The following is an 18,321-nucleotide window of genomic DNA, read 5'->3' as shown; positions in this document are numbered from 1 at the left end:
CTTATGGACCAGACCCCGGCGGAGATCATGCTACGAATCGCCGGCCGGGACGAGGAGATCAGGAACGCGGCCTACCTTACGGCCGTGTTCCAACGCATGGACCGCCTTCCGACCATCGCTCAGTTGGAGGGCAGGAAGAGAACGGCCAAGGATGCCAAGAGGGACTACGAGGAGCTGAAGAGGAAGAGACATGGCAGGAAATCTGGGTGACATAAACGTCAACGTGACGGCGAACACCGCCGACTTCACGCGGGGCATGGCGACCGTCCAGAAGGAAGCCGATAACCTAGCCACCCGGCTATCCTCCTCCTTCAAGGCCATAGGCAGCACCATGAGCAACGTCGGCCGGTCCATGACCGCCGGCGTGACGCTTCCGCTGGCGGCGGTCGGCGCCGCGTCCCTCCTTGCCTACAAGGACTTCGACGAGGCCATGAGCAAGATCCAGGCCGTCACTGGCATGGCCGCGGACCAGATCTCGGACCTGGGCGACGCGGCCCGGCAGATGTCCAGGGACTCCACGTTCTCATCGACCGAGGTCGCCGACGCTATGTACTGGCTTGCGGACTCGACCAGCACAGCAGCGGAGATCCAGGAGTATCTCGCCGGTGCGATGGACTACTCCACTGCCGCCGGTACGGATCTAGCCGACACGGCGCAAGACCTCCAGACCACCATGAAGGCGTTCAACATCGACGCCTCCAGGTCCGGCGAGGTGGCCGACAATCTGACAGCGGCGTTCCAAAACTCCATGTGGACCGCCGAGGAGTTCAACACCGCCATCACATACGTTTCATCGTCCGCGAGGCTGTCTGGCATGTCCATAGGGGAAACTGCGGCAGCTCTCGATGTCATGTCCCGCGCCGGTTACGACGCCAGCACCGCGGGCGCGGCGCTAAGGATGGGCCTGACGAAGCTCCAGACGCCCTCCGATGCGCTCACCAAGACCATGGCCAAGTACGGCCTCACCATGGATGATGTGAACCCCAAGGTCGCAGGCCTGGAAGGGGCCCTCAGGAACCTGCGCAACGCCAATATCGATGCTGGGGATGCGGCCAAGATCTTCTCCGTCGAGGCCATGGGTCCCATGATGTCCCTTATCTCCTCGAGCGATGGGGACTTCGCCACCCTGATCCAGAACATGAAGGACAGCGGGGGCGCTGCTGCGGAGGCGGCCGATATCATGGCCAACTCTGCCGCCGGCAAGATGAAGATCATGCAGGATAAGCTCCAGGACATCGCCATCACCCTCGGCGAGAAGCTGTTCCCGATCTTCGAGGACCTGGTGAACAACTACCTCATGCCCGCGCTGGATTGGTTCTCGAACCTATCCGAGGGTACGCAGGGCTGGATCGTCAAGATCGGGCTATTGGCGGCCGCCATCGGCCCGCTATTGATGATGCTCGGCCCCATGGTATCCGGCCTCGGCTCGGTCATGGGCATCGTCGGAGGGCTAGGGGGAGGGGGCAGTATCCTGGGCGGCCTGAGCGGCCTTCTCGGCGGTGGCGGAGCTGCTGCTGGGGGTGCAGCAGCCGGAGGTATCGGGCTAGCGGGCGCTGCTGCCGTTGCCGCCCCTGTGGCCGCTATCGGGGGAATTGCCGCATGGGCCGCCATCCGTGACTTCGATGTCGATGCCATGGGGCAGGACATCAAAGGGGTAACGGATTTCCTGGGTGGCATCGGGCAGAAGATAGGGGATGCCATAAACTCGGTGGATTGGACCGAGCTGACCAACAAGATTCTGGCCTTCGGGCCGAAGGTAGTTGATGCCATAGCGAAATGGCTCGGGGGCATCGATTGGGGGCAGCTAGCCAAGGACCTCGGGAGCTTCGCCGATGGGATAGTTAGCGGCATCGCCAACTGGTTCAATTCTATCGATTGGCTCGGCGGCATGTCAGACTCCCTCGGCAGCACCAGCGACCTGATAAACGGGGTCATCAATTGGTTCAAGAACATCGACTGGGGCGGGATGTTCAGCAATCTCGGGGCGGAGGCCGGCAAGCTGGTCAACGGCTTCGTGAAATGGGTTTCCGAGATCGATTGGGGCCAGGTAGGCAAGGAGTTCGGCACCGGGCTGCGCAAGCTGATAGAGGACCTCGTAAATTGGGTCATGAGCATCGATTGGTGGGGAGTTATCCAGGGCATAGGGAACGGCATCATAGGGGCCATCCAGGGCGTCGTTTCCTTCCTCGCAACGATCGATTGGTGGGGCCTCGTCGTAGCTATCGGCAATACCGTCCTGGGCATCCTGGAGGGCATCGGCGGCTTCATCATCGGGCTGTTCAACCTGGACGGGATGTACAACACGCTGGCCGGCGGGGTCACATCCCTTGTCGATACCGCCGTATCGTGGATCACCGGATTCGTAAATGGCCTCGCCGGCGGCATCTCCTCTCTGCTCGGCGGGGCCGCCTCCTGGGTATTGAATTTCATCACTGGTCTAGGCAACGGGGCCCTACAGCTGATCACCTCAGCGGCCATCTGGGTACTGAACTTCGTCACTGGCATTGGGGGCGGAATCGGGCAATTGATCGGACAGGCCGCACAATGGGTGTCCAATTTTGTGAGCGGCATCGCCGGAGGCATCATCCAGCTCGTATCCCAGGCCGCCGCCTGGGTGCTTAATTTCATTACCGGGATAGCGGGCGGCGTATCGCAGCTAATATCTGGTGCCCTGGCCTGGGTAACGAACTTCGTTACCGGCATCGCCGGAGGCGTGGGGAAGCTCATCTCCGGGGCGGCCGAATGGGTGACCAATTTCATCAATGGCATAGCGGGGGGAGTGAGCAAGCTCGTTTCCGGCGCTGCGGATTGGGTCACCAATTTCGTGGACGGCATCGCCGGCGGCGTGGATGACCTGGTATCGGGCGCGGCCGAGTGGATCAGCAACTTCGTGAATGGCATTACCGGCGGCCTGGGTGAGATATGGGACATCGGGGCCAAGATCATCGACCAGGTGGTCAGCGGCATCACCGGGGGCATCGGCAAGGTAGGGGATGCCATCGGCAAGGCCGTGGGCGACCTCGTCCCGGACGGGGAATGGATACCGGGCTTCAAACTGTACGCCAAGGGCGGTTACGCCGACAAGCCTACGCTAGGTATCTTCGGCGAAGCCGGCCCGGAATGGATCGTGCCGGACGGCATCATGCAGAGCATTCTCGACCTCCGTTCGCAGATCATCTCCTCGGCCCCCATGGCCAGCATCATGTCGAACCTCGGGCAGAGCATGGGCCTATCGGCCACGGTCCCGGTGGGCATCAATCCCGCCGGGCTTTCTAAAACGGTATACGTCGGCCAGATCGTCATGCAGATGGGAACGCCCAACAACGTCCGGTCCTTTATGAAGGACTTCCGGAGCGAGCTGAAGCTGATGGGGATCTGAGCCATGTACCAGGTGACCATCAACGGGACCAATGTGGACGGGCTAACGGTGCCCGGCACTACCTCGCTCAAGTCCACGCTGGGGGCCAGGACCATCGGCGGGCTCACCTTCCACCAAGGGAGCGCGTGGCGGCCGTACAAGGGCGACGAGGTTTATTTCTACGATACCGAAAAGGCGCAGACGGCCTTCGGCGGCATCGTGTACCGGGCCAAGCGGAAGATGATCCCGGGCTCGGACATCATGGAGTGGACCGTAAAGTTCACCGATTTCTCGGCCCTCGCCGACCGCGCCCATGTCCTCAAGGCGTATGCGGATACCACGTCGGACGCCATAGTGCGGGACCTGATCACGACCAAGCTGGCGCAGTATGGCGTCACCGCCGGGACCATTGAGGCCGGCGGGACGGTATCAAAGGTAAAGTACAACGGGCAATCGGCGACGGATGTGCTGAACGAGATGGCCGACCGCGAGGGCTACATCTGGTTCATTGACCATCAGAAGAAGCTGCATTTCATTGCCAAGGAGTCCTACGTCGCGCCGTTCGCCATCACTGACGACAATCAGGACTACATCAGCCTGAGCATCGAGGAATCCCTGGACGATTTCTGCAACGTGGTCTATTACCGGGGCTCGGCCAAGGGCATCACTGACGAGCGGACGGAATCGATGGTGGGCGATGGCACCCGGACGGAGTTCAAGGTCCGTTTCAAGGTATTGCATGAGCCGACCATCAAGGTGAACGGCGTCAGCAAGACCGTAGGGATATGGGGGGTCGAATCCGGCTTCGATTGGTACTGGAACGAGGGTGACAAGATCATCCGTCAGGATGACGCAGGGACAGTCCTGACGGCCTCGGACACCCTGGCCATCACCTACGTGGGGACGTTCGGCATCATGGTCATGCTAGAGGATAAGGCCAGCATCGCCGAGCATGGGCGCTATGAAACCTTCGTGGACGATTCCAGCATCCCGTACCTGGACGCGGCTGTAACGGCGGCCGAGACGGAGATGAAGCAGAATCCCTACGATAAGCTGGATGCGGAGTTCAGCACCTATGCGCCGGGCCTCCGGGCGGGCATGGTGATACCGGTGCATCTGACGGACTACGGCATCGATACGCAGATCCTGATCACATCCGTGGAAGCGGAGGAGCGTGAGGACGCGGACCTATCGCTATCCTACAAGGTGGAGGGCGTGACCGGGGAGCGCCGGGAGGATTGGGTCGAGTTTTACCGCATGCTGACGAGCCGGCAGGAGTACGAGGAGAGGGAGGACGAAACCATCACCCAATGTGGCAAGGTGGAGGCCACCGTGGTGATGAGCCACACCTTCTCCGTCATATCCCGCCCCCAGGCGGTATTCGGCGACGGGGCCGGCTCCGGCTCCACATTCGACGGGGGGGCGGCCTTCTGGTGATCGTCCGTTCCCGCGTGTACTGCAACGTCCTGGTGTACCGCCTCGGCCGCGATGGTCGCAAGGAATTGGTGCGTCGGGCGCATAATGCCGTCCTATCGACGGGGCTGAACATGCTGCGGGACGCCATGCTCGGCAACGAATTCAGATTGGAGGCTATCGGCGTCGGCTCCTCCGGTACCGCCGTGGTCCCATCCCAAACGTGGGGGCAGACGCCGTTGCTATGCTCCGAGGTGACGACCAAGTACGTCAACGGGGTGCGATTCCGGGCCGTCCAGCAGATAAACGAGGATGAACTGAACGGGCACACCATCCGCGAGGTATGGATAGCGCCGGCCACCGCTGGAAATGCCTTCGCCCGCGTGGTGATCGACGACCTCGACAAGACCGCAGATTTCGCTTATATCTTCCAATTCGACGTGGTATTCGGCGGGACCAATTCCCGCCTGGGATGCCTCATGTTCGCGCAGCTAGCGAACAGCGAGGGTGCGTACACCATCAAGCTAACGGCGCTCCTATGCGGCCAGGGTACCGTATCCGAGAGCGTGGCCGATACTGGGCTAGCGGATCCCTGGACCATGACCCCGTTGCCCCTGGCCTCAACCGCATCGGCCGATGGCCAGCTCACGCTCTATTATACCATCGCCCCGGACCAGTACAACGGATCGACGCTGGCCGAGGCCGGGGTGTACTTCGATACGAACACCGGCACCCCGCCGGTATCCGTCCCGGCCCTGTTCGCTCGGGGCCTGATCACGCCGGGGCCGTATGAGATCGAGGTAGGGAAGGGAGCGCAGGTAGTGGCGATCATGAGGTGGGAGTCAGCATGACCAACTCGTTCGTGGAGCAGACCAGGAGCATAGGGCAGGAATTGACGGCCGATTGGGGCAACCATGTGCAGACCCAGGCCGATTGCATCGAGGACGACCTGGCGGCCGGCGATCTGGCCGTGGCGGCCTCGCAATTGACCGGGACCATCAACAAGGATAGGCTCCCTGCCGCCGTCAAGCCCATCTTCCTCTCGGCCGGGGGCGGGACGCCGAATACGACCAACGGATGCGCCCCGGCCGCGAAGCTGGAGCTGCCGACCAACGACATCATGGTCGTTACGGCCAATTTTGACGCCAGCACGCAGGAGTATGATTCCTGGGGCTTCGTTCTGCCGGACGGCTACAATGCCGGCACGTTCGTCCCTCGCTTCTATTGGACGGCGGCATCAGGTACCGCCGGGAACACTGTGATATGGGGCATTCAGGGCCGTTCCTTCGGCGACGGCGAATCGCTCGATCAGGCACTTGGTACCGCAGTGGAGGCATCGGACGCCTTCCAGTCGGCCAATGCCCTGCACATCATCACCGGCTCCGCAGTAACGCTGGCCGGGACCCCGGCCGGAGGGGAATGGGTCGTGTTCAAGGCGTACCGCAAGCAAGGGACGCTGGCCGTCGATGCGAAGCTGCTCGGCATCTACCTCGAGTACACCGGAGCGTACAGCGATTAGGAGTGATCGACCATGACGCAGCCTACCTCGACGAGCTCCTCGGCGCTCTACTACGGCATGGGCAGTAAGCCCGGATTCGCCGGAGGCTATTGGTTCCTGCCATACAGCAACGGCACCAACATCGTGTACGTTTCCAACGATGACCCTGAATGCGCCCCGGCCAACTTCGGTTCCCCCACGACCATCAAGGCGGGGAGCGATGGGAGCTACTTCCAGGCGCTGTTACAGGGCGAGTACTGTTACCTCGCATCAGTAACGCCGGACTCCAACCCCATCAAGATCCGCCGGGGGAATTGCTCCGGAGGAGCGATATCCTGGGACGCGGAGGCCACGGGGGCCACCGGGACGCAGATGCGCATCACATCGATGGACATCGATCCCGACGGCGCTATCCTGATCGGGTACTATGCCGACAACAAGGCCAGGGTCACGAAGCTGACCTACGACGGTTCCTCCTGGTCCGTGGCCTTCGGGTACCCCATGACGGTATCCGATTCCGGTGAGGATTCCGTGAACATGTACGTCAAGGTCCTGGCCCTAACATCGGGCAAGTGGATGTGCCTGTACTGCGGCGTCACTGGGGGGCACATCTACGAGAAGATCTGGAACGGCTCCGCGCTCGGTTCTCGCGTCCAAGCATCGAGCATCATCTGCTCCGCGACCCCGCGATGGGATGCCCGCGCCTACGGGGACAAGGTCGTCCTAGCATGGAACGCCCAGGACATCCTTTTCAATATCTACCGCCGGGAGTTCGACGGCTCCTCCTGGGGTACCGCCGTGGAGATCGAGCACAATTGCGACTATGATGATGTGCCCGCCGTATCCGTGAACAAGGATAGCGGCGACTTCTTCATCGCCTGGCAGGATTTCCCCACGACCAGCCACGTGTACTATCAGAAGTACACCGCGCTGACCGATACCTGGGGCTCGGTCGTGGACGCGGCCACGGAATCCAGCCTTCCGAACAACTATCAGATGATGGGCATCAACCAGGCCGTCAATGATTCGGTCCTTTTCTTCTATCAGATCGGCAGCACGCCGTACGCTATCGATAACATACGGATCGAGAGCCTGACCGCCTCGGCCGGGGGAGCGGGACCTTCCGGGGGCTGCATGATCTTCGGAGGTGTTGGGATATTATGAAACTAGACAGAGAGAGCTTGACATACTGGATCTGTGGCACGTTCCTGACCGTCGCCACCGTGTGGATCGTGATCAACATCGTCGAGTACCTGAAGTGGGTCCTGTCGGGGTCGCCATGACCGCCAGGGTCGCTCACATAGGCAAGGACTATGACTACATCGTGCACCCCGATGGGCGGGCGGGCGAGAACGGCGGGACCATCGTGGACAGGGGCACGGCAGCGCAGGCCATCCAGTGGGCCATCGACAACTGCCCGGCCGGTGAGAACGTCCTCCTTGCTCCGGGCAGGTTCGTGACCGCGGGGACGCCGATGCTGAAGGCCTCCAACATATTCGGGTCTGTCGAGAACCGCACCGGGTATGTGTGGGACGGGGCCAGCATGACGTTCAAGAAGGCCACCGTGGCGGTGCCGGTCTCGAAGATCGTCTCCTCGGTGAACAACATCAACTCGTTCATCTTCCGCAGGAACGACTACAAGACGCCGATCACCATTGCCTACCTGGACATCGACGGGGGGCTGTCCGCTGCGGACGCTGTCCAGTCCAGGGCGCTGTTCGGTGGCATCGGGCTGTACAACAGCGAGGGCACCACCATCGATTCATGCTACATCCACAACGTCACGCATACGGCGGTCTACGCCGCTCACCGTGGGAATCCGACAGGATACTCTGCGACGGTGCGGAACTGCGAGCTGGCCTACTGCGGCCTGCGGTACAACAAGAGCTACCGGGAGTACGGGTCCGGGGTGGCCGGGGGCGGTGGGGGATGGGATACTGGCGCGAGCAAGTGCCTGGTCGAGAACAACTACATCCACCACATCGCCATGAGCGCAGTGAACTGCGAGCCCGGCCGAGGGTGGACGGTCAAGGACAACTATCTCGGCTGTCCGTGGGTGTACGGCCTCAGTGAGAGTGATGTGAATAAGGGGCCGTGGTGCATCACCGTGCGCAACTGGCACGGACAGGAGAGCACCGGGAACGTGCACCGGCATAACTACGTCGACTGTCCAACGGGCTGGGGCGTGGTCTATAACAGCGGACCGAACGGCAACACCCTCAAGGACAATGTCATACGCCACCTGCGGGGTGGGATCGTGGCGTCCGGAGGGGCATCGCTGGCGGATCAGACCATCTCAGGGAACTCGGTCAGCGGGGATAGGATCGTCCCGCCGGTGGAGATCCTCACCACCACCGCGCTCGAGGAGAGCACGCCGCCTGCGAGCTCCACACCCGAGCCCGAGGCCTCGGAGCCTGCCGCTGTCATCGCGGGCCGCATCGGCGTCAACGATCAGTGCGTCCTCGCGTGGATCCTCGAGGGCAAGGTGGGTCAGAACCGCCTCTTCCTCGGGAGCACGAAGCTCGACCCCACCACCGCCATGAACGCCTCGGACGTGCGGGACCTGGCCCGGAAGACCATGGCCGGCCTGCACGAGCTCGGGGTGCAGCTGCTGCGCATCGGTGCCGGCGATACGTGGTCATCGAAGATCCAGTACAGCGCGTGGAAGAACAACCCGACGAGGTTCTACCAGGCCCTCGATGCCTATGCCGACGCCGCGCTCGAGCACGGCCTCCAGCTGGTGATCACCTGCCTCGGCTTCGCTGATGGTAGCTATGATAAGGATAGGGTCACGCTCTACGATGCGAGCTCGCAGGACTTCGCCGATGCCTGCGCATTCGTCGGTGACGTGGCTAGGCACTTCGCCGGCCATCGTGGCGTCTACTGCATCGAGTTCGCCAACGAGCCTGATCATGACTATTATGCGTTCAACCACTGGCTCCCGAAGTATCCGGACTACGCCACGAGACTGGCCAAGTTCGGCGCCTGGGTCAAGGCCGCGGTCGACCTGTCAGGACAGCTCGCCGGCGAGGGGCATGCGGTCATCACCATGGGTCACGCGCTCATCGGGGCGATGTTCTGCGTCGAGACCTATCACTGGAGCGAGAGCGACGGGAGGTACATCGCCGATACGTGGAACTATGCGAGGAACGGCAAGGACTACCTCAAGATCCCGAACGATCCCTGCCCGGTGCCGTCCATCCACGCCTACTCATTCGGCGCTCCGGTCAGCGACTTCACCAACGACTGGATCACGCCGTTCGCCGCGTACTGCAAGGGGAGGGCCGTCACCGGGCTGGTAGGGGAGCATGGCGACCTTCGCACTGCTGCGGCATGGTACCTCAAGGACCTCGAGGACGCCATGAGCTTGGCCGGCCTCTACAGCTGCGCCATGCGCCTCGCGCCCAGGGACGGCTTCCCGCTGACATCGGAGCCCGTGGTCACGAGCTCCACCATTGACACTCCTGCGCCGGATGAAACCCCCGTCGAAGATCCTACCTCCTCTGAGATTGAACCACCGGCGCAGGAGACGCCGGAAACGACAGAGGAGCCGGTGATAGAGACGCCTGGAGAGGCCACGGAACCAGGGCAAGAGGAGCCTCCGGAGGTGGTGGTCGAGGAACCGCCTGTCGTTGAGCCTACGGAGTCGGAGATCAGCGATCCCCCGGTCACGGAGCTGGTGACGGAGGATCCCGAGGACCCGGTGGTCGAGTCACCAACGACCCCGAGCTCTCCGACCCCCGGCACCGGCCGGAACGTCCTGGTGGAGCTCGCCCGGAGGATCGCGGAGATCCTCAGCAGATTGTTCAAGAGGAAGTGAAGGAATGGCAGAGATACTGACAGCGGAAGTGATACAGGCGATCCTGGGACTGGCGACCGTAGTGGCCACCGGTGCCTTCGCCTGGTATCGGGTGAAGTATACGGAAGCGGCGGAGCAAGGCGACCTGATCATGTCCTCCGCGAGGAAGGTATGGGAGCTGATCAAGGCAGTTTACGGGCCGAACGAGAAGGCCGCTCTCTACATAGCGCAGGGTGACGAGATCCTGAGCGCCATGGAGAAGGGGTGGGCCGACAGCAAGACCAAGACCCCGGAGATGGAGGAGTACTACCAGCAGCTGCTCGCGGTGGCAACTGAGATCGGAAAGGCCCTAGCGTGAGGTGGCATAGTGGGCTTCGGGGAAGAATATCAGGACATGACGGACCGGGAGATACTCATCGAGGTAGTGGGTGAGCTCAAGGCTCTCAAGACCACGGTGGAGTCCCGGCCGCAGTGCCCCTCACCCATGTGCGGCGATCACGACCGGCGGATCACCCGCCTGGAGACGATAGTCACCGTGGTTGGGGGGGCCGTCTGCGTCATGGTCCCCGTGCTCATGTGGATACTGGACCGGCTATGGGCGAGGCCATGAAACTCTTTATGTTTTTCCTAGTTCCTCTCGTGCTCTGGCCTTTAATAGCGTTTGCAGCTCCTCGAGCCGAGAGCGGTCTACCCTCTGTGATACCTTTTCCAGGAATTCGTCAATCATAGAATGCATATTTTTTGGATATGCACTACGATAACTCCTCAAACGCTCGACGCTCTCATAGAATTTATCGCATTTCTCTTTTTCTGCGCCTAATGCAAGGACCCCTGGTGGCCATCCTGCATTATTGAAATCTCTTAGAAAAACTAGGGCATCCTGCCGCCTTACATATCTGACGTAAAAATGTTGGTACCCACTCAGCCCCAGCGCTATAAACGATATTGTGATTGCCATATAATCGAGAAGGCTATCCATGTTTATTCATCCACATTTTTTTAATCTTAGCCATTATGAATAATCTACAAATAATAAAAGGGAAGGGGACTTAAGTTAAACTTAAGTCAGGTCGACCTCGAGCGTGGTGGCCCCGCTGTATACGAGCTTCGTCGGCGTGGTGTTGTTCACTACCTCGAACGGCAGGACGAAGTTCACGGTGGCACCACCCTGGATGCCGCTCGGAACAGTGTTCTCAGCCAGGAACGTTATGGAGTGGATCTGCCCATCGGACGTGTACAGTGACCAGAGCAGCGCAGGAGCAGTTCCGGCCTCTGATATCTTGCTGGTGATCTGCACATTGACGAACACGAAATGGTTGCCATCCGAGGGGTTGAAGAATATCTCCGTAAGGTTCGCCTCGCCGGCACCCATGTCGGCGACATCGGTCACAACGATCTTGAACGTTGAGTTCTCGGCGCTCTTCTCATCATCGTTATCGTTCGATGCGTTGTTGTTACCGCCGCTCAAGGCGACGGCAGCAATGGCTATGATGGCCACGACCGCGATGACGGCGATGACCAGCAGCATCTTCTTGCTTAGTGCCATTTTCCTTTCCTCCCTAAGTTAGGGGGATTGAGAGATATCCTCTACGATAAAGCTAACCTAGGGATGTCCGAAAATCGAAGTTCAGATCATCACATCAACTTCGCCTGCTTCTTGTCTTCTTTCTTTTTCTTCTTGACGACCGGGGCCTTTTTGAAGGTTGTGTTCCGCTCCGAAGACCTCACAGAGTGTGGACTGTCGACCCGCCGACCATTTAACAGGTCCTGGATCGTTAGTAGCTGGATCTTCGGATATCTTGGATTGCCGAGCTCCTTAGATATGTAGGAACCGGCCGACGCGGCCTCCGCCCTCATCGGTGCTGTCGGCTCGTGCATGCTGATGAGCACACCGATGGCCGCCTTCTCACGTTGCACCACACCCACAAGATCCCGCACATGGGAGACAGTGACATTACCAGCCTTGACCGAGAAGATGATCTGCTCGGGCTTACCGTTCTCAACGAAGAACATCAAGCGGCCATCGATGCCTTTATCGGCGCCTTTCTTCCCTTCGGCAGGACGGGCCCCGACCAGACCCAGAGCCCACCACTGGAACTGGTACGGGTCTGTCTGGGCGAGTTCCTCCGCGTCCGGCAAAGATACTGGCTCACCGATGACCTTATAGATGGCTTGATCGCCAAACGAATCGTCCAGGCGATGTCTCATCAATGAGATCGCAAGATGTGTGATGTCAATGCCGATCCATTGGCGGTGTAATTTCTCCGCCACAGCTATGGTCGTCCCACAGCCGCAGAACGGATCTAGAACCAAAGCATCATCGGCTGTGGAAGCCTGGATTATTCGCTCGAGCAGCCCTTCAGGTTTTTGTGTTGGGTACCCCAGCGCTTCATGATGAGACCCATGTAAGTGTTCTATGTCGTCCCAAAAATCAGTAATTAGTGTGCCATCCATTTCGTCAAGATACCGCTTTTGGGAAACCACCCCGCCTTCCCTTGTCTGGACGACTAGACCATCCTCCCATGCCTTTTTCATACGCTCTTCAGTCCAACGCCATACTCGAACAATACCCGATCCTGGTGGGAATTCATAGGTCAGGTTTGGACGATTTTTATTTGGATTTGCGAGATTATCTAATCTATAGCGTCGACCAGAACCTTCTTCTATGAATCTATAGAATTTTTCGACATACTCCGGATCGTGCTCTTTATATTGAGGATAAAAAATTGCATCATTTGTTTTTGCATATGATAAGATGGTATCATGAGCTCTGCTGAATCTGAGGACTGCGTGACCCTTCGGTTGCGATCGGCGCCAAACAATTTCATTTCTGAAGTTTTCCGGACCAAAAACAGCATCCAATAGCAATTTAAGATAATGGCTTGCCGTGGGATCGCAATGAAGATATAACCAACCAGTCCGTTTTATAACGCGTTGTAATTCGATCAGACGTGGTGCCATCATGGCTAGGTAGGCCATCATGTCGCTCGGTCCAAGGAATTTATATAGGGCCGACATGGCATCGGAGACCTTGCCTCCAAGGAGAACAACGCTCTCGTAGGCCTCAGCGGCGGAACGATCCCATCGCCACGTGTCCTCGAACGCCTTGATCTGAGCAGCGGCCTGCTCACCGTTCCTCTCGGCGAACAGGACATTATAATCTTGCTGGCTCTTGAACGGCGGATCGAGATAAACGAGATCTACGGACTCATCCTCGATATAACGGCGGAGGATGTCCAGGTTATCCCCATAATACAGAAAATTTTCCTTAGGATCGTCGGCCATGTCTGCGCGCAGTAAGTTTGTACGAATCTAAAAAGGATGCTATGCTTACTTTCAGTTTACTTTTTGGCCTCTCGCTGCGGATCCACGTCCCGGGAAAAACGCGAAAGCCAGGCAAAATATCGATTTTTGCTCTATTTTCTGCCCGATATATATTCGATGTTCGGGCACCTCCCCCCGTTCCGCTTATGAAGGGAAGCTTGCGATGAGCGTCCTCGAGGAAGAGGAGTGAACCAGGAGGCAATTCGCTTGGAGAAGTATCTTCGTACGCTGAGAGATCGTATAGAGCACGAGGTAGGTGATGATCATCGCGAGGAGTGCCCCGCCATATACATCATCGAGGCGGCGCTGGATACCGTAGAGACGAGCACGAGCGCGGAGATATCCTACGACCTGGGGCTGCCGTCGGTGCTGCCGATGAGGGAGTGGTGCAAGAGCTGCGGAGCGTGCCGGCGATGAGCAAGGTGATCCCGATCCACCGGCAGATCGAGGACCTGCGGGAGGAGGTCGAGGTCCTGCGCCTCGCCCAGGACCGCTTGTACAACGTCATGCACCTGCAGATGGCGCTGAAGGATAGCGGCCTGGAGGTCCTGGAGTACGACGGCCCTTCACGTTATGATCTCGGGCACGTCACGCAGTGCGAGCTGTGCGGGGAGCCCCTGGACGTTCTCACCGTAAGCTACGAGCTCTTCCTCCGGAGCAAGGCCTGGGGGCTACGGTACGGGTACGTGCACCGGGTGTGCTTTGAGCAGGTTTTGCGGATGGAGTGAGCATCGTAAATAATCTGGCTGACCATATAGAATAACGGAAAGGAAGCGATATTGTTATAACTATCTCGGTTTATCATTTATCATATCGGGGAATGGCAATGGTAGATGAGAAGACCTCGGAGGAGTTGGAGAGAGAAGCAATGAGTGATGCCGGTATAGAGGCTATCATGAAAATCTATCGCGACGCCCAGGAGGTCATGGATCAGATTGTTCCTTATGAACTCGCGATGAAACCGATCCAGTATTGTATTGCCTCCGACCGGTCGGGATAGTGGTAAAAGCGCCATCTTGGGGAGACATTCTAAAAGAGATTAAGATAGGACTTGCAACCGACGGGCCTCATTCCCTGGACAACATCAGGAGGAAGTACCTGGCCAGGATGAGCGAAGTATCAGGTAGGAATACCATCCTTTACTCAAGTAGGTGGACTGTCCCTACTGAGGGCCTCAACCCTGGGTTGACAATGGTGAACAATGAAGATATCCATGGCTTCATGGAGGCGATCCACGACCTCGACTACTCTAAGGGGCTCGACCTGGTCATTCACAGTCCCGGCGGGAGCCCAACGGCAGCCGAGGCTTTGGTGAAGTATATAAGAGCAAAATTCTCCGATGTAAGGGTGGTAGTACCTCAGGCCGCCATGTCAGCGGCAACCATGATTGCTTGCTCCTCAGACAGGGTCATCATGGGCAAGCACTCCGTGCTTGGGCCAGTGGACCCGCAGTTCACCATAATGACTCCTTTGGGAGTTAAGATGGTCCCAGCGGTCGCTGTCCTTGACCAGTTTAAAAGGGCGCAGGAAGAGTGTAAGGATCCGCAGAAGCTCACTTCATGGCTACCCATGCTCAGCCAATATGGTCCATCGTTCTTGATAGAATGTACCAACGCTATCACCTTGTCCAAGGTGCTCGTTTCCCAGTGGCTAACCAACTACATGTTCAAAGGTGAACAGGATGCCACAGAAAAGGGGATGGCAATCGCCGAAAAGCTATCAGATCATAATGCGATGCTCAGCCATGGGCGGCCGCTGGATTGCGCTACTGTCCGTTCTTATGGGTTAAAGGTCGATGAGCTTGAGTCTGATCAGGACTTCCAAGATGCGGTCCTATCGACGTTTCACGCGACAATGCATACATTCAACTTCTCACCAGTCGTGAAAATCATCGAGAACAACCTTGGAAAGGCTTACGTAAAAACGATGCCGATTAACCAGGGAATCCATGACAGGCAGCAGAAGAACGTTGACATCGTTACGGAGTAAGAATGTCGACACATTTTCTCCTTGGATCAAACGTCGCACCTTAGTGGCAGAACGTCATTAGGTCAATCGCTTCTTAGCGCGACCACGCTTATATCTATAACGATTTCATATAAGCCAAATTCCTACTCCTCGCCCTTCCTGTTCGCTACAACAGCCCCACACTTCTGGCACCGGTGGGGGAAGCAATCACCCTCAAGGTACGTGGTCAACCGCATTGGGCCAGCCCAGTTGCATTTCGTGCAGTAGGTCGGCCGGTCGCTCTCCCGCCATACCTCATTGACCGGGAAGCCCTCATTATCGAAGACCCACTGCCAGCCCTTGACGTAGCGTCTATTGCAGAGGGGGCAGCGGACATTCTGTCCCTGGACCTCCTGCTGCAGGATGCCAATGATGATGTGGCATTGAGGGCATTCCTTGGGCATTGTCGGATATATGCACTGGTAGAGGATTTATACTTACTATCGGTTTTAATATCGAAAAAACGACAAACCAGTTATCATGAATTATTAACTATAATAATAAGGCACTTTCACAACACCCTCTGGATTTCTTTTATATTAAAATGCCAGTAATATCACAATGAATGGTGATGCACTAATGATTACTCAGCAGACATTATATCCAGCAAAACCTTTATCGGACGGTGCTGTACACACACCTTCGAGGACGGTCAGCGATTTGAAGGTCAAGACAGAGGAATATGAAAAATTAGATGGATCCAAAGAACGCATGGTCGCCAGGGTAGGCGATGGTTCCATCATCACCCGTTTTGATAAGACCCCTCTGCCTAAAGAACCGACGGATGTTGTCTGCCCCCACTTCCTTGAGCTGAAGTGGGCTACCGGTTGCCCTTACAGCTGCGCATGGTGCTACCTGCAAGGAACATTTCGTTTCCTTGAGTACAAGACCAAGCCCATGCCGAAGAACTACATCAGGATCAAGAACAATGTTGAGGCGTTCATCGATGGCGATGGGGTCCGGCCCGAACTGCTCAACGCCGGCGAGCTCTCGGACTCAATGATCATGGAGAACAGCGATCATCCGTTCTCGACCTTCATCATGGACCTGATGGCCAAGCAGGACCTGCACAAGGTCCTTTTCGTCACCAAGTCCAACAGGGTGGACAATCTGCTCAAGGTACCTAACAAGGAGCAGGCGATCGTAAGCTTCAGCCTGAACGCGGAGAAGGTCGCGGAGCAGTGGGAGAAGGCCCCGGCGGTACAGGACCGCATAGAAGCGGCCGGTAAGCTCGCCGACGCGGGCTTCGAGGTCCGGGCGCGGATAGATCCAATGGTCCCTATCGAGGGCTGGAAGAAGGAGTACGGTGCTCTGCTGGACCTGATCTTCGACCGGTTCGTGCCGTCCCGTATCACCATGGGATCGCTGAGAGGGCTTCAAAGCACGATCAATAACTCACGCGACAAGTCCTGGGTCCCGTTCCTGGAGGAGAAGTCCAACTGGGGCCGGAAGATCGCGACCGAGACCAGGGTCGACATGTATAAGTTCATGATCAGGAAGCTGAAGAAGGACCACGGTTATTCCAACGTAGCCTTATGCAAGGAGACTGTGGACATGTGGGAAAGGGTCGGCCTGGACTACAAGGAGATCAAGTGCAACTGCACGTTATGATCAGAATAACGTCTGTTGCTTTTTGACCCTCATAACGTCCTTCATCGTATCCTGAGCTACCTCGGCCTTGGTAGCGTGAATGAGATAGTAGAGTGGTTGATGATTGGCCCCCCTGATTACATCCGAAACCGTTGTCAGAGAATAACCAAGGTTTCGCAATCCATCAAGATAAAGGTTCAGCATGCCCTGCCTAAACTGATTGTGATTGATCTTTCCACTGACATATTGATCTCTAATGGCTATCCACTTGTCAGAACCCATATATTCAGTAACAGTCTGTTCACAGCTTGGCGTAGTGATCAGACGCTGGATGGCCATATGGTAAGTGAAATTTATGTATAGCTCTGAATGAGGGAAACGGCCAGCTAAGGCGACGGTCCTGTCCCACTTGAGCTCCAAACCCTCTGGATCCATAAAGGCCAGGAAATGATCATTATGGCCTATGTCGGCCAGCGCTCTCTCGAATGCAAGATTACAGTCCCCATGTTCCACTTTTGCATCTACTCCCGGACAGTAATGGGCGATACGTGCATCGAGTGCGTTTTTTAAATCTAGGTTCAGCTCAACGAACCTATAGCCGGTGAAATTAGGCTCGTTCGTTAAAGCCAACATTGGGGTCCCGAGAACCCTCCGTTCGGAGTTTTTTATCTGGTTCACCCCTGGACCGGAACAGGTTTCTAAGTACCACATTTTATCAAAATGATTTGAAATGATGGCACTATATATCCAGAGGTATTTTCTAAGATAGGTTAATTTTTGTTCCCCATATTGTTCTATTGTACGAGCAGGCAACAAACGTCCATCTGGCGTGATTTCTTGTGCTAGGATACCTTCCCGCCTGGCCCTGACCCGCGCAAACAATTCATTTCTTTTTATCTTGGGTCTTGCCATTATTTCTCCTCCAAGATCTCCTCGATGGCCGCAAGGTGCTCAGCAACGGTGCGGCCCCGGGGGGTGAGCTCAACAAACTTACGGAAGGGGCGAGTCTCCTCTTTGGACTCAGTGACAAGGCCTGCCTCCAATAGCTCATTAACTCGGTCGATCACCGTTCCGGCGCTCCTCGCGATTTTACTTGCGAGAACACCTTTGACAATAGGCTCTTTCTCCTCTGCCAGGGTTAAAAGAACAGCAATTGATAGCCTCTCCTCCATGAGTTGTGCTTTGTACACTGCAGAAGCCATCAAGCATGTATATTTATGTAGAATATTATAATTTAGTTTCGGTGTTCTGCATTCTACAAAGCCGAAAGCATTAATATTCACCCAGGCTATCACCATTCTGCATTCGGCAAGACCGAAAGCACCAGTGTAT

20 protein-coding genes are annotated in these 18,321 nt (G+C 57.3%); 14 read left to right on the top strand and 6 right to left on the bottom strand.

Going from position 1 to position 18,321, the window contains the following annotated elements; all coding sequences use genetic code 11:
• Positions 1-3 precede the first annotated feature (3 nt).
• From GXX95_01210 to GXX95_01170, 9 genes are all read left to right on the top strand, one after another.
• Positions 4-210 (top strand): hypothetical protein, encoded by a 207-nt coding sequence (locus tag GXX95_01210; protein NLT36766.1) that lies wholly within the window; start codon positions 4-6, stop codon positions 208-210.
• The gene (locus GXX95_01205; GenBank protein ID NLT36765.1) at positions 191-3,379 is read left to right on the top strand and encodes a phage tail tape measure protein; all 3,189 of its coding nucleotides are present in this window, start codon (positions 191-193) and stop codon (positions 3,377-3,379) included. Before GXX95_01210 ends, GXX95_01205 begins: the two co-directional genes overlap by 20 nt.
• Positions 3,380-3,382: 3 nt before the next feature.
• On the top strand, positions 3,383-4,795 hold the full coding sequence (locus GXX95_01200) for a hypothetical protein (protein ID NLT36764.1): 1,413 nt from the start codon (positions 3,383-3,385) through the stop codon (positions 4,793-4,795).
• On the top strand, positions 4,792-5,622 hold the full coding sequence (locus GXX95_01195) for a hypothetical protein (GenBank protein NLT36763.1): 831 nt from the start codon (positions 4,792-4,794) through the stop codon (positions 5,620-5,622). The genes GXX95_01200 and GXX95_01195 overlap by 4 nt, the downstream gene beginning before the upstream one ends.
• Entirely contained in the window at positions 5,619-6,290 is a 672-nt protein-coding gene (locus GXX95_01190) for a hypothetical protein (GenBank protein ID NLT36762.1), read from the top strand. The genes GXX95_01195 and GXX95_01190 overlap by 4 nt, the downstream gene beginning before the upstream one ends.
• A 12-nt stretch (positions 6,291-6,302) precedes the next feature.
• A complete protein-coding gene (locus GXX95_01185; protein NLT36761.1) occupies positions 6,303-7,433 on the top strand; it encodes a hypothetical protein in 1,131 nt (376 codons plus the stop codon).
• A gap of 115 nt (positions 7,434-7,548) precedes the next feature.
• Complete coding sequence (locus GXX95_01180) at positions 7,549-10,089, top strand: hypothetical protein (protein ID NLT36760.1); 2,541 nt, start codon at positions 7,549-7,551, stop codon at positions 10,087-10,089.
• Positions 10,090-10,093: 4 nt separating this feature from the next.
• Positions 10,094-10,426 carry a hypothetical protein gene (locus tag GXX95_01175; GenBank protein NLT36759.1) on the top strand — a complete coding sequence of 111 codons (333 nt, stop codon included), beginning with the start codon at positions 10,094-10,096 and terminating at the stop codon, positions 10,424-10,426.
• A 9-nt stretch (positions 10,427-10,435) separates the two neighbouring features.
• A complete protein-coding gene (locus GXX95_01170) occupies positions 10,436-10,678 on the top strand; it encodes a hypothetical protein (protein NLT36758.1) in 243 nt (80 codons plus the stop codon).
• Positions 10,679-10,684: 6 nt separating this feature from the next.
• On the opposite strand, the gene GXX95_01165 is transcribed toward GXX95_01170, so the two are convergent.
• From GXX95_01165 to GXX95_01155, 3 genes are all read right to left on the bottom strand, one after another.
• A complete protein-coding gene (locus GXX95_01165; protein NLT36757.1) occupies positions 10,685-11,047 on the bottom strand; it encodes a hypothetical protein in 363 nt (120 codons plus the stop codon).
• Between the two features lie 81 nt (positions 11,048-11,128).
• A complete protein-coding gene (locus tag GXX95_01160; GenBank protein NLT36756.1) occupies positions 11,129-11,614 on the bottom strand; it encodes a DUF4352 domain-containing protein in 486 nt (161 codons plus the stop codon).
• 89 nt (positions 11,615-11,703) lie between these two features.
• Positions 11,704-13,353, bottom strand: coding sequence for a site-specific DNA-methyltransferase (locus tag GXX95_01155; protein NLT36755.1), 1,650 nt, complete (start codon positions 13,351-13,353; stop codon positions 11,704-11,706).
• 246 nt (positions 13,354-13,599) lie between these two features.
• Between GXX95_01155 and GXX95_01150 the strand changes: the two genes are divergently transcribed.
• From GXX95_01150 to GXX95_01135, 4 genes are all read left to right on the top strand, one after another.
• Positions 13,600-13,809, top strand: a complete 210-nt coding sequence (locus GXX95_01150) for a hypothetical protein (protein ID NLT36754.1) — start codon at positions 13,600-13,602, stop codon at positions 13,807-13,809.
• The gene (locus tag GXX95_01145; protein NLT36753.1) at positions 13,806-14,120 is read left to right on the top strand and encodes a hypothetical protein; all 315 of its coding nucleotides are present in this window, start codon (positions 13,806-13,808) and stop codon (positions 14,118-14,120) included. Before GXX95_01150 ends, GXX95_01145 begins: the two co-directional genes overlap by 4 nt.
• Before the next feature lie 98 nt (positions 14,121-14,218).
• Positions 14,219-14,392 (top strand): hypothetical protein, encoded by a 174-nt coding sequence (locus GXX95_01140; protein NLT36752.1) that lies wholly within the window; start codon positions 14,219-14,221, stop codon positions 14,390-14,392.
• Positions 14,392-15,381, top strand: a complete 990-nt coding sequence (locus GXX95_01135) for a serine protease (protein NLT36751.1) — start codon at positions 14,392-14,394, stop codon at positions 15,379-15,381. The genes GXX95_01140 and GXX95_01135 overlap by 1 nt, the downstream gene beginning before the upstream one ends.
• 122 nt (positions 15,382-15,503) lie before the next feature.
• On the opposite strand, the gene GXX95_01130 is transcribed toward GXX95_01135, so the two are convergent.
• Positions 15,504-15,803: a hypothetical protein gene (locus GXX95_01130; GenBank protein ID NLT36750.1), complete on the bottom strand. Its 300-nt coding sequence runs from the start codon at positions 15,801-15,803 to the stop codon at positions 15,504-15,506.
• A gap of 307 nt (positions 15,804-16,110) precedes the next feature.
• On the opposite strand from GXX95_01130, the gene GXX95_01125 reads away from it, so the two are divergent.
• On the top strand, positions 16,111-17,010 hold the full coding sequence (locus GXX95_01125) for a hypothetical protein (GenBank protein ID NLT36749.1): 900 nt from the start codon (positions 16,111-16,113) through the stop codon (positions 17,008-17,010).
• Here the strand turns inward: GXX95_01125 and tcmP are convergent, their stop codons facing one another.
• Positions 17,011-17,901 carry a three-Cys-motif partner protein TcmP gene (gene tcmP / locus GXX95_01120; protein ID NLT36748.1) on the bottom strand — a complete coding sequence of 297 codons (891 nt, stop codon included), beginning with the start codon at positions 17,899-17,901 and terminating at the stop codon, positions 17,011-17,013. It abuts the gene before it with no gap.
• Positions 17,901-18,287: a MarR family transcriptional regulator gene (locus GXX95_01115; protein NLT36747.1), complete on the bottom strand. Its 387-nt coding sequence runs from the start codon at positions 18,285-18,287 to the stop codon at positions 17,901-17,903. Before GXX95_01115 ends, tcmP begins: the two co-directional genes overlap by 1 nt.
• Positions 18,288-18,321: the final 34 nt, after the last annotated feature.

It is taken from the genome of Methanomassiliicoccus sp. (genome assembly GCA_012719175.1).
Classification (GTDB): domain Archaea; phylum Thermoplasmatota; class Thermoplasmata; order Methanomassiliicoccales; family Methanomassiliicoccaceae; genus UBA6.
This window is presented reverse-complemented; position numbering and strand designations above follow the sequence as displayed.

Bases quoted from the DNA above. Each gene is read 5' to 3' on its own strand.
- GXX95_01210 (NLT36766.1), top strand. From the start codon at position 4: ATGGACCAGACCCCGGCGGAGATCATGCTACGAATCGCCGGCCGGGAC.
- GXX95_01205 (NLT36765.1), top strand. From the start codon at position 191: ATGGCAGGAAATCTGGGTGACATAAACGTCAACGTGACGGCGAACACC.
- GXX95_01200 (NLT36764.1), top strand. From the start codon at position 3,383: ATGTACCAGGTGACCATCAACGGGACCAATGTGGACGGGCTAACGGTG.
- GXX95_01190 (NLT36762.1), top strand. From the start codon at position 5,619: ATGACCAACTCGTTCGTGGAGCAGACCAGGAGCATAGGGCAGGAATTG.
- GXX95_01185 (NLT36761.1), top strand. From the start codon at position 6,303: ATGACGCAGCCTACCTCGACGAGCTCCTCGGCGCTCTACTACGGCATG.
- GXX95_01180 (NLT36760.1), top strand. From the start codon at position 7,549: ATGACCGCCAGGGTCGCTCACATAGGCAAGGACTATGACTACATCGTG.
- GXX95_01175 (NLT36759.1), top strand. From the start codon at position 10,094: ATGGCAGAGATACTGACAGCGGAAGTGATACAGGCGATCCTGGGACTG.
- GXX95_01165 (NLT36757.1), bottom strand. From the start codon at position 11,047: ATGGATAGCCTTCTCGATTATATGGCAATCACAATATCGTTTATAGCG.
- GXX95_01160 (NLT36756.1), bottom strand. From the start codon at position 11,614: ATGGCACTAAGCAAGAAGATGCTGCTGGTCATCGCCGTCATCGCGGTC.
- GXX95_01155 (NLT36755.1), bottom strand. From the start codon at position 13,353: ATGGCCGACGATCCTAAGGAAAATTTTCTGTATTATGGGGATAACCTG.
- GXX95_01145 (NLT36753.1), top strand. From the start codon at position 13,806: ATGAGCAAGGTGATCCCGATCCACCGGCAGATCGAGGACCTGCGGGAG.
- GXX95_01140 (NLT36752.1), top strand. From the start codon at position 14,219: ATGGTAGATGAGAAGACCTCGGAGGAGTTGGAGAGAGAAGCAATGAGT.
- GXX95_01130 (NLT36750.1), bottom strand. From the start codon at position 15,803: ATGCCCAAGGAATGCCCTCAATGCCACATCATCATTGGCATCCTGCAG.
- GXX95_01125 (NLT36749.1), top strand. From the start codon at position 16,111: ATGGTCGCCAGGGTAGGCGATGGTTCCATCATCACCCGTTTTGATAAG.
- tcmP (NLT36748.1), bottom strand. From the start codon at position 17,901: ATGGCAAGACCCAAGATAAAAAGAAATGAATTGTTTGCGCGGGTCAGG.
- GXX95_01115 (NLT36747.1), bottom strand. From the start codon at position 18,287: ATGGTGATAGCCTGGGTGAATATTAATGCTTTCGGCTTTGTAGAATGC.